Annotated in this window: 11 protein-coding genes; 4 read left to right on the top strand and 7 right to left on the bottom strand. The window is 67.5% G+C overall.

The features are described 5' to 3' along the window. The 3 genes from RMO30_RS06155 to RMO30_RS06165 all read right to left on the bottom strand — a co-directional run. Window positions 1–478, bottom strand: a 478-nt coding sequence (locus tag RMO30_RS06155) for a hypothetical protein (RefSeq protein ID WP_309710847.1), incomplete at its 3' end; no start/stop codon positions are given. Window positions 479–485: 7 nt separating this feature from the next. Beyond that, complete coding sequence (locus RMO30_RS06160) at window positions 486–1,313, bottom strand: protein phosphatase 2C domain-containing protein (RefSeq protein ID WP_309710849.1); 828 nt, start codon at window positions 1,311–1,313, stop codon at window positions 486–488. 100 nt (window positions 1,314–1,413) lie between these two features. Continuing rightward, the gene (locus RMO30_RS06165) at window positions 1,414–2,112 is read right to left on the bottom strand and encodes a hypothetical protein (protein ID WP_309710851.1); all 699 of its coding nucleotides are present in this window, start codon (window positions 2,110–2,112) and stop codon (window positions 1,414–1,416) included. A gap of 170 nt (window positions 2,113–2,282) precedes the next feature. Here RMO30_RS06165 and RMO30_RS06170 point away from each other — a divergent pair, with 170 nt between their 5' ends. The 3 genes from RMO30_RS06170 to RMO30_RS06180 are packed head-to-tail and all read left to right on the top strand — an operon-like array spanning window position 2,283 to window position 5,124. Further along, the gene (locus RMO30_RS06170; protein ID WP_309710854.1) at window positions 2,283–2,930 is read left to right on the top strand and encodes a response regulator transcription factor; all 648 of its coding nucleotides are present in this window, start codon (window positions 2,283–2,285) and stop codon (window positions 2,928–2,930) included. Next, entirely contained in the window at window positions 2,927–4,105 is a 1,179-nt protein-coding gene (locus tag RMO30_RS06175; RefSeq protein WP_309710857.1) for an ATP-binding protein, read from the top strand. The genes RMO30_RS06170 and RMO30_RS06175 overlap by 4 nt, the downstream gene beginning before the upstream one ends. A gap of 2 nt (window positions 4,106–4,107) precedes the next feature. Further along, window positions 4,108–5,124 (top strand): hypothetical protein, encoded by a 1,017-nt coding sequence (locus tag RMO30_RS06180; RefSeq protein ID WP_309710860.1) that lies wholly within the window; start codon window positions 4,108–4,110, stop codon window positions 5,122–5,124. On the opposite strand, the gene RMO30_RS06185 is transcribed toward RMO30_RS06180, so the two are convergent. The 3 genes from RMO30_RS06185 to RMO30_RS06195 all read right to left on the bottom strand — a co-directional run bounded on the left by RMO30_RS06185 (window position 5,103) and on the right by RMO30_RS06195 (window position 7,805). After that, on the bottom strand, window positions 5,103–5,813 hold the full coding sequence (locus RMO30_RS06185; RefSeq protein ID WP_309710863.1) for a hypothetical protein: 711 nt from the start codon (window positions 5,811–5,813) through the stop codon (window positions 5,103–5,105). The genes RMO30_RS06180 and RMO30_RS06185 overlap by 22 nt on opposite strands. Window positions 5,814–5,945: 132 nt before the next feature. Then, window positions 5,946–6,974: a TerC family protein gene (locus tag RMO30_RS06190; RefSeq protein WP_309710866.1), complete on the bottom strand. Its 1,029-nt coding sequence runs from the start codon at window positions 6,972–6,974 to the stop codon at window positions 5,946–5,948. Window positions 6,975–7,142: 168 nt separating this feature from the next. Beyond that, complete coding sequence (locus RMO30_RS06195) at window positions 7,143–7,805, bottom strand: SOS response-associated peptidase family protein (protein ID WP_309710868.1); 663 nt, start codon at window positions 7,803–7,805, stop codon at window positions 7,143–7,145. A 78-nt stretch (window positions 7,806–7,883) separates the two neighbouring features. On the opposite strand from RMO30_RS06195, the gene RMO30_RS06200 reads away from it, so the two are divergent. Further along, complete coding sequence (locus RMO30_RS06200; protein ID WP_309710872.1) at window positions 7,884–8,525, top strand: hypothetical protein; 642 nt, start codon at window positions 7,884–7,886, stop codon at window positions 8,523–8,525. Between the two features lie 31 nt (window positions 8,526–8,556). Here RMO30_RS06200 and RMO30_RS06205 read toward each other — a convergent pair. Then, on the bottom strand, window positions 8,557–9,246 hold a 690-nt coding region (locus tag RMO30_RS06205), incomplete at its 5' end, for a hypothetical protein (protein ID WP_309710875.1).

The following is a 9,246-nucleotide window of genomic DNA, read 5'->3' on the forward strand; positions in this document are numbered from 1 at the left end:
CGATGATGTCGGGGGTGTGGGGGGTCTCGGCGGTGTCGAGGGTCTCGACGCCGACCTCCCACCCGTCGGCGGCCACGACTCCGACGCAAATCGGTCGCACCTGACCGGTAGGCGGCGATCCGGCGGGCCGCCCGCGCAGCGTTGATGTCCCCGCCACGTCGCGTTCGACCCAGGCCGTCGCGCGGCTGCCGTCAATCGCCGGCTCCTCGGTTCCGGAGAGCTCGACGATCACGGCGCCGCGCGCAAGGATGCGCCACGATTCGGGGGACTGCTCGAAGAGAGCGAAGCCCGGAGCGGCCGAGATCCCGCCCCGTGTCATCTCGTCGAGTAAGACCGCAGAACTGGCGCCGTCGCGCACCAGCGGCCAGAGCGTCGCGATGCGCTCCTCGCTCGTCGCCGGGTCGACACCGAGCAGGAGCCCCTCGCGGCACAGCACGATCCAGCCGTCAACAGCCGGGTGGTAGCGATGATCGGGCACGTTGCTCCTAAGCCCGCGGGAGGGTCTCTTCGAGGCGGGCAGGGATCGGCGAGCTGTCATCGTCGTTGTCGCCCTGGTGGACGACAACCGCGTCGATCACCACGACCGTGACGTTGTCGAGTCCGCCCGCAGCGAGGGCTGCGTTGACCAGCCGGTCGGCGGGTGACAGGTCGCCATCCTCGCGAGAGAGCACTTCGGTGATTGTCGCGTCGTCGAGCTCCTTGGTCAGCCCGTCGGAGCACACGAGGAAGCGCTCGCGGCCCCCGGTCGGCAGAATCCAGACGTCGGGCTCGGCGTCGCCGGCGCCGATTGCCCGGGTGACGATGTTGCGGTCAGGGTGGTCGCGCTCCTCACCCGGGACGATCGTGCCGTCGTCGAGGAGCTCCTGAACCGCCGAGTGGTCGACCGAGAGCTGCTCGAGTCCGTCGTCGAAGCGGTAGACCCGCGAGTCGCCGACATTGAACACCATCCACCGCGGGTCGCCCGATTCGTGGTCGCGCACGAGGGCGATGCCGGCCAGTGTCGAACCCGCGAGCTCGTCGTCGCCGATGTCGTGGACCACCCGGTCGGCTTCGCGCACCGCGTCGAGAACCTCAGAAACCGTTGTCGCTTCGTCGTGAGCGAGACGAGTTGCGAATACCCGCGCGGTCGCTTGACTCGCTCGGTCGCCGAACGAATGACCGCCCATCCCGTCGGCGACGAGGAAGACCGGGGGGATGGCGAGATAGCTGTCTTCGTTGATGCGGCGAACGTGGCCGCGATCGCTCGCGGCACTCACCTCAACCGAAACCGCTGCACCGGGAAGAGTCCAGGCATACGCACGAATGGCACCCATCGCCCTGGGACCCTCCTTCGGCTGGCTCCGCGTCAGCCGCGGCTCGGGCCTCGGCGTTTGCCAAGATACCGACGATGCAGCTCCACGGGCATGGGGAGAACTACCCATGCGTGATCGCCCGTTCCGGGAGTAACCCGAGGTCTTCGTGAGTCACGAGACGAGCCGCGAGCGCGAATTCGATCAGCCGCACCCGCCGCCGCGTGGCGAGATTGCCGCGTCCGCCGCGCAGGCCGGCGACGCCCGCGCGATCGAGCCGGTCACAAACATTGTCGAGCTTGCGGTTGAACGCCGTGAGGCTCCACCCGAGCCGAGCGGCCGCTTCCGCCGAGGTCGGAAAGTCGCCGTGCCCTCTCGACGGCCGGCGCAATGCCCGCTCGCAGAGCACGACGAGCAGAAGCCGCTGCGCAGCAGTGAGGCGTGGAAGTTCGACCCGGTCGGGTCGCAATTCGGCGGATGTCGCGGCAGCCGAGTAGTGCAAGTCACCATGCAAGGCAAACTCGTAGGTCGTTGGCCCCGCCGCGAAGACGACATGAGCGGGGTGGAACACGAGGGGCGCCCGGGTGCCCGGAGCGAGCTCTCTCGACACCCTGCCGCTCGGGTCGCTCACCTGGATGGTGCGGGTCGCTGCCGTGCTGGCGATCCACCACATGCCGTTCTCGTCGAAGATCTCGAGCAGAAGGGGGTCGAGCTCCGGGTTGTCATCGATCACGAGATCCGCGACGCGACCGATGGTGAGGACCTCTCCCGCCCGGAGCTCATGCCATTCTCCGCAGTACTCGATGCGCAATGCAGGCAGCAATGGGGTCCCCTTCCGGTGCCCATCTTTGGGAAGAGGGACCTGGGGACCAAGCCGCGACTTTCCCTGGCACCCATTCGGGGGGTACGTAACGTTCCGTCATCCCGGCGGGGGGTGGTCGCCTACCGCTAACGTGGGTCCACCCGAACGCACGTCCTCCACCAGGGAATGGCATGGACCCGAACCGCGTCGCCCTCATCGACGATCACGAGATCATCGCGCTCGCCCTCCGGGAGGCGGTTACCCGCATCCCGGGCCTCGCCTTCGCGGGCGTGGCCCCGACCGTCGACCAACTGCTCGTCCGACATCCGGATGCCGGACTCGTCGTACTCGACCTCCGCCTCGCCGATGGCTCGTCGCCGATCGGCAACGTCGGGCGGCTCGTCGAGCACGGCGCAGCGGTGATCGCCTACACCTCAGGTGAGAGCCCGTATCTGCTCCGCCTCGTCGCCACCACCCCGATTCTCGGGATCGTGCGCAAGTCCGATCCGGTCTCCACGCTCGTCGAGACTCTCCAACAGGCCGCCGTCGGTCGCGCCGTGATGTCGACTGAGTGGGCGGCGGCGATCGACTCCGATCCGGGACTGGACGCGGCCGCGTTGAGTGTTCAGGAGCAGCAGGTGCTGCGCCTGTTCGCGACCGGGCTCAAGGCGCAATCCGTCGCCGCCGCGATGAAGATCGCCGTGCCAACCGTCGAGGACTACGTGCGCCGCATCCGCAGCAAGTACGCCCGCATCGGGCGCAGCGCCGACACCAAGATCGATCTCTACAAGCGCGCCATCGAAGACGGCTTCCTGCCACTGCCGGACTCGGGTTCGTGAGTTCCGAGGTCCGGGGCGCCGGAAGTGGAGCTGCCGTCGATCGCGTCACCCGCACCATGTCGCTCGCCCTCGGCGTCGGCGGGGCGATCTTCGCGCTGCTCGCGCTGCAAGGCTTCCTCGCCCAACACGAGGCGTCGGCGCCCGTCTGGTCGTGGGGGGTCGCCGCGAGCGTCTTCGTCATCCCGATCGTGAACGGCGCCCTCTCGGCTGTCGCACCCGTGCGGGTTCTGCGCATTCTGGCGGGGGTCTGCGCGACCGGTCATCTCGTCGGCCTGCTGACGCTGATCCCGGCCCTCGACGGCGGAAAGCTCGCCACCGAGCTAGGCGCCCCGTGGCTGTTCGGAGTGTCCGTCATCGCCACGGCATCGGCTGCCGTTGCCTGGCGGCCCGCGATCACCTGGCCCTACGTCGCCGTCTGCATTGTCGCCCTCGGCGCGAATCGCTACCTCGCCTCGACGATTTGGATTCCCGACCTCGCCGTCCAGGATGCGCTCCACACTCTCCTCTTCGACGCCATCTTTACCGCTCTCGCGCTCGCCACCTACCGTGCCGGGCGGGCCCTCGACACCGCTGCCGACTCGGCGATCACCGAGACCCGGGTGGCGGCGACGACCGAGGCACGCGCACGAGAACGCACGCGGGTCGAAGCGCTCTTGCACGACAGTGTGCTCGTCGCGCTGCTCGCCTCGGCGCGCGGTTCGGCACGCGCCGAAATCGAGGCTCGTACCGCCCTGGCAGAACTGGACTCGGTTGAACGGGCCGACGACGACGCTCAGCTTCCGGGCACGGAGTGGATGTGGCGGCTGCAGGCCTTGACCACCGACCTCGCGCCGGACGCGCGGTTCAGCCACGATGTTTCAGGTCACGAGACGATCATCCGATCGGATGCCGCTCAGGCGGTTCTCGAAGCCGCCGCCGAGGCTCTGCGCAACAGCATCCAGCACGCCGGACCGGCGTCGCGCGCCGTGCACGCGCGAGTGACCGAGGACGAGATCGAAGTGACGGTGCTCGACGACGGTCGGGGTTTTGACCCAGCCGACGTTCGGCCCGGGCGCCTCGGCGTCGCGGTCAGCATCCTTGACCGCATGCACGCCGTGCCGGGCGGGTGGGGAGTCGTGGTCTCGAAGCGCGGCGAAGGCACCCGCGTCTCGCTCGGCTGGCGGGCGGCGGCATGAGCGTGGCGAGAGTTGACATCGGTCGACTCCTCGGCCTCACCGGCCCGGGCGCGTGGGTTCTCGCAGGACTGTATTGCGTCACCTATCTGACCCTCGCAGCTTGGGCTGGCGGACCACCGATGCAAACACTCGAGGGCAAGGTCGCGTTGGCGCTCATCCTCGTGACCGCGATCCTGCTCGTTCTGCCGTGGCGGTATCCGCTCCCGGGCCCCCTCGTCGGCTGGGCTCTGGGCGTTGTGGGGTTCAGCACCGTCGCGATCTGCTGGCACCTCTCCCCCTCCGGCTGGCCGGGTTGGAGTTCGTGGAACTTCGGGGCAGACACCTTCTTGATGTTCATGCTCGCGTTGCGAGGCCGGTTCTGGTGGGGCGCGATCGGCCTCGTGCTGATGTCGCTGCTGACGATCCACTGGACCCTCACCACAACGGGCGACTGGTGGCACGGCTTCGATCTCACCTACCGCCAGCTCGCGACCTACTTCGCGGGAGGCTTCTTCGCACTCTGGCTTCGCCGCACGGCGCGTCAGATCGCGGAGTTTCAGGAAACCGAACAACGACGGATTGCCGCCGAGCAGGCGCGGGATTCCACGGCCGACGAACGTCGCCGCCAGCTCGAACGGGTGCGCCTCCTCGCAGGACCGGCCCTGGCGCAGATCGCCGACGGCGGCGGGTCGGTCGCGTTGCGCCCTGAGCACGGGTTGCTCGAGGCGGAACTCCGCGATCAAATCCGGGGTCGGTCGCTGGCAGCAGGCCCGCTGCCCGCGGCGCTCCGCGAAGCCCGCTCGCGGGGTATCGAGATCGCGCTGCTCGACGATCTGCGCGAGGAACCACCGCCGGTCGAGTTGCTCGAACCGGCGATCGCCTGGGCAGCGACGCTGATCGCGAAGCTCCGAGCGGGATCGGCAACCATCCGGCTGGCTCGCGCCGATGGAGAACCGGTCGTTACGTTCGCCACCGCCGACGGCCTGACCGAGACCTTCAGCCTCAGCAACGCCGCCCATCAGCCGTTGCGAGCGTCCTGACCCGAGCGCGGTAGCGCGTCGAGTATCGCGAGATCTGCGCGAGAGATCAGCCGGGTCGTGATGGCGTACTCGACAAGCCGGAGGCGCCGATGGGTCGAGACTCGACCCCCTCCCGCTCGGAGTCCACGTGCGCCGGCGCGCTCGAGTTTCAGGCAGAGATGATCGAGACGTCGGGTGAAGGCGGGCACCGTCCAGCCGAGGCGCTTCGCGGCGGCGGCCGAACTGGGGATGTCTCCCGAGCCGCCAGCGGCCGTACCCCGTAGCGCGTCTTCGGCGAGTACGAGCAGCAGCAGCCGTTGGGCGTGATTCAACGACACATGTCCCGCGGTCAACTCGCCGTCGCCGACCACCGTCTCGTCGAGAGCCCCAACCTCGCGGCTGTGGGTCAGGAGCGTCAGGTCATACACCGTCCGCCCCGCGGTGAAGATGACATCGAGGATGTCGGCGAGCACCGGCATCCGACCGCCCGGAGCCAGTGCTGCCTGTAGCGTCCGCTCCCGATCGCAGACGGTCGCGGTCAGATGGGAACCGACGTTGTGAATCCACCACATTCCCTGCTCTGCCCGAATCATCAGGAAGCGACGATGCAGGTGCGGGTTGTCGTCGATCACGAGATCCCCGGCGCGCCCGATCGAGAACCCCGGAACCGACGGCACGACATGCCGCTCGCCCGCATACTCGATGCTCAACGGAGGCAGCGCCCCGCCCCCTCCGACGTTCCCCAATCGCCGACCCCCTCCTCGCTCCCCAGCAAAAGAGGGTTTCACCCTAGCGGGACGGGTGCGGCAGCGTCACCTTTGCTCGCCGCGCGAGGGCACCGGTTACTCGGCGCCCTGCTCCTCGTCGATGCGGTCGTGGTCGATGCCAATACCCCGAGAGCGGTCGTACCGAATCTTGATGAGGCTCGCGATCACCGCGACCGCCATTGCGCCGACGATGACACCGAGAGAGACGAAGGTCGAGATCTCGGGCGCCCAGTCGACGTGCTCGCCGCCGTTGATGAACGGCAACTCGTTCTCGTGCAGAGCGTGCAGGAACAGCTTCACGCCGATGAAGGCGAGGATGAAGGCGATGCCGAACTTGAGGTACACCAGCTTGTCGACGAGGTCGCCGAGCAGGAAGTACAACTGCCGCAGCCCCATCAGCGCGAACACGTTGGCGGTGAACACCAGGAACGGCTCCTGGGTGATGCCGAAGATCGCCGGGATCGAATCGAGGGCGAAGACGAGGTCGGTCGTGCCGAGCGCGAGGAGCACGATGATGACGGGGGTGAACACCCGACGACCGTCGACGACCGTGCGCAGTTTCGCTCCGTCGAACCGCTCGGTGATGGCGATCCGCCGACGCATGAAGGCGATCAGCTTGTTCTCGGTCTCCTCCTCATCGTCGTGGCCGGTGAACGCCTGGTTCGCGGCCGTGTAGATGAGGAACAGACCGAACAGGTAGAAGACCCAGGAGAAGTTCTCGATGAGTGCGGCGCCCAGGATGATGAAGATGCCGCGCAGCACGAGGGCGATGATGATGCCCGCCATGAGCAGTTCCTGCTGGTATTTCCTGGGCACCGAGAACCTGGCCATGATGATCAGGAACACGAACAGGTTGTCGATCGACAGGCTGTACTCGGTGAGCCAGCCCGCGATGAACTGACCGGCGTGCTCGGCGCCCGCGAAGGCATACATCAGCGCTGCGAAGACCAGCGCCAACACGACGTAGAACGAGATCCACAGCGCCGACTCGCGGGTCGAGGGGATGTGCGGTCGCCGGAACGCGAGCACGATGTCGAAGCCGAGGATGAGGGCGAGCACGACATACGTGCCGATCTCGAACCAGAGCGGGATGGAGAATTCCAACGGGAACCTTTCGGGTGCAGGGCAGGGCCCGAACGTCTCTCCCGCGCGGCTCTCCGGCAGACCGGAGTAGCTCGCGATCGCGACCGGGGCTGCAGCGCTGGAACCCGTGATGACGGCCGCGATGAGGTGGGATACTCCCCTTCGCTCCCGTCAGTCTAGGGGGTCCGCCTAGAGCTCTGAGACCTGCAGCCGCTTGCCTAGCGGCCGGCTCGCCGCGACCGCTTCGTCGAGCAGTTCCTGGTCGCCGGTGCGGGTCGGGTCGAGCCAGTCGTCGTAGAGCTCACGAGGCAGGATGAGCGGCATCCGGTCGTGAATGAGAGCGACATGCGGCGCCGCCGGTTGGGTCACGATCGTGTACGACACCATCCACCGGTCTTCGCCGGTTTCGGGGTCGGGCGCCTTGTTCACGTTCCACAAGCCCGCGAAGGCGAAGAGTCCCTTCGGCTCGTCGGGCAACGCGAAGCGGTGGCCCTTTTCGTAGTACTCGGTCGCGGGAACGAGGCCTCGGCGGCTCGTGAGCGGCCCGCTCCACGCCCCAGACCCGACGAGCCCTTCGATCCGCGCGTTGATCGCCGGGAACTTCGCCGGCTCCCCGCGCACCCAGAGTTTCCACCACGCGAGGTCGACGCTTCGGAGCCGCTCGCCGTCCTTCGCGCGTTCGCGCACGATCGGGTTGAGGTTGCGGCGATGCACCCCTGTCGGTTTCGCCGGCTCAGCACGAAACTCTTCGAGCCAGCCCGAAAGCGCCGTCGTCGCCACCAGTTCGTCGATCACCGAAAACCCATAGTGGATGTCGGCAGCCTCGACCTGAAGCCCGTAACTCGCGCACATGCCGCCAGTCTGCCCCGAGCCCCCGACCCCGACGGGGTACGGTTAGCGACGGATCGGGGCACACGAGCACGAGGCACCTTGACAGACACCATCGCGCGGCGATCCCGGACGCGCGCCCGCATCATTACCGTTGCAGCGCTCGTTGCTGTCGTCGTCATCATCGGTGGTGGAGGCGTCGCGATCGCGGTCGCGGGCGGACCGCGCAACGGCATCCTCGTTGCCTACGGCTTCGCCGGCGTCACGATGATCACGATGATCACGGTGTTCTGGGTGATCACCATGCGGCTGTCACGCGCGCTGCGAGCGCTCGCCGAGCGGCATCCGGATGCCGTGGTCTTCCTCGCGCGACGCCTCCCGCCCATCGTGTCGGATCTGCCCGCCTATCTGCGCTCCAAGGACCTCGACATCCAACTCGGCGACGGCTGGTATCCGGCGTTCGCCGACGATCGCGGAATCGCCGTCTGCACTTCCGGCGCCGACCCGCGGGAGCTGTTCGTCATCTTCTGGAGAGAAATCGGCGCCTTCGAGATGGTGCGCACCGCCACGGTCGGCGGCGACTCGCGCTGGAGTGTCACCGTCGATGTACGCCCCTACGTAGTACCGCTCACCGTCGACCTCGGCGAAGCGTGGGGCATCGTCACGATGGCTCTGGATGCGGGCGACACCGACGCTGTCATGAAGGCGGTCGCTGAGCGACGTCCGCGCACCGCGATGCTGTAGCAACGTCCTGAAGCATCCGGCGCGGCTACGGTCATTGTGAGCTCGCCGCGCCGAACCCACACGTGTCGTTGTACGGGTCATCTCCGAAGTAGCGCGTCCACTCGGTGCGCGTGAACGACCGTCCCGTCAGGCGGCAGGCCGTCGTCGCCGCGTTGTCGGTGTCGAGGTTCCAGACCAGCACGCCGTCAGTGGCGTTCGTGACGAGGGTGTTGCCGTCATCGGAGAGATGTCCCGAGTAGTAATAGGGCGAGTCGACCGGGATGTCGATGCCGAGCTTCGAATTCGTCGCCATGTCGTAGAGCACCGCCGGCTCGGTGCCGCCACTGATCAGCAGGGTGTTTCCGTCGCCGCTGAGCTCAAAGACGTTCGCCCCCGACACCGGCTTCGGAAGGGAGAGCAGCGGGGTGAGGTCACTGTCGCTGCGTCGCAGCTCCGAGGAACTCGTGCTCACGATGTCGCCGCCCGGCAGCATGATCGAGCCGGTGTCGCCACGCAGCCCGCGGTTCAGCTCCTCGCCGGTGCGCAGGTCGTACGTCGCCGTGATCATGTCGACCACGTCCCACTTCCACCACGACACCACCGCCAGATCGGATCCGACCGCGCCATGTGCCATCACCCAGGTGGACTCGAGGTTCTCGCCCGTGAAGTCCAGCGGCTCGCCGACTGCCTGGCCCGTGATGGGATCGAACGCCATGATCCAGTCGTCGGCGATCGCGAACGC

The organism is Pseudolysinimonas sp. (assembly GCF_031389465.1).
Classification (GTDB): Bacteria; Actinomycetota; Actinomycetes; order Actinomycetales; family Microbacteriaceae; genus Pseudolysinimonas_A.

Excerpts from the sequence above, each read along its gene's own strand:
- RMO30_RS06195 (WP_309710868.1), bottom strand. The coding sequence starts at position 7,805 with ATGTGCGCGAGTTACGGGCTTCAGGTCGAGGCTGCCGACATCCACTAT.
- RMO30_RS06160 (WP_309710849.1), bottom strand. The coding sequence starts at position 1,313 with ATGGGTGCCATTCGTGCGTATGCCTGGACTCTTCCCGGTGCAGCGGTT.
- RMO30_RS06170 (WP_309710854.1), top strand. The coding sequence starts at position 2,283 with ATGGACCCGAACCGCGTCGCCCTCATCGACGATCACGAGATCATCGCG.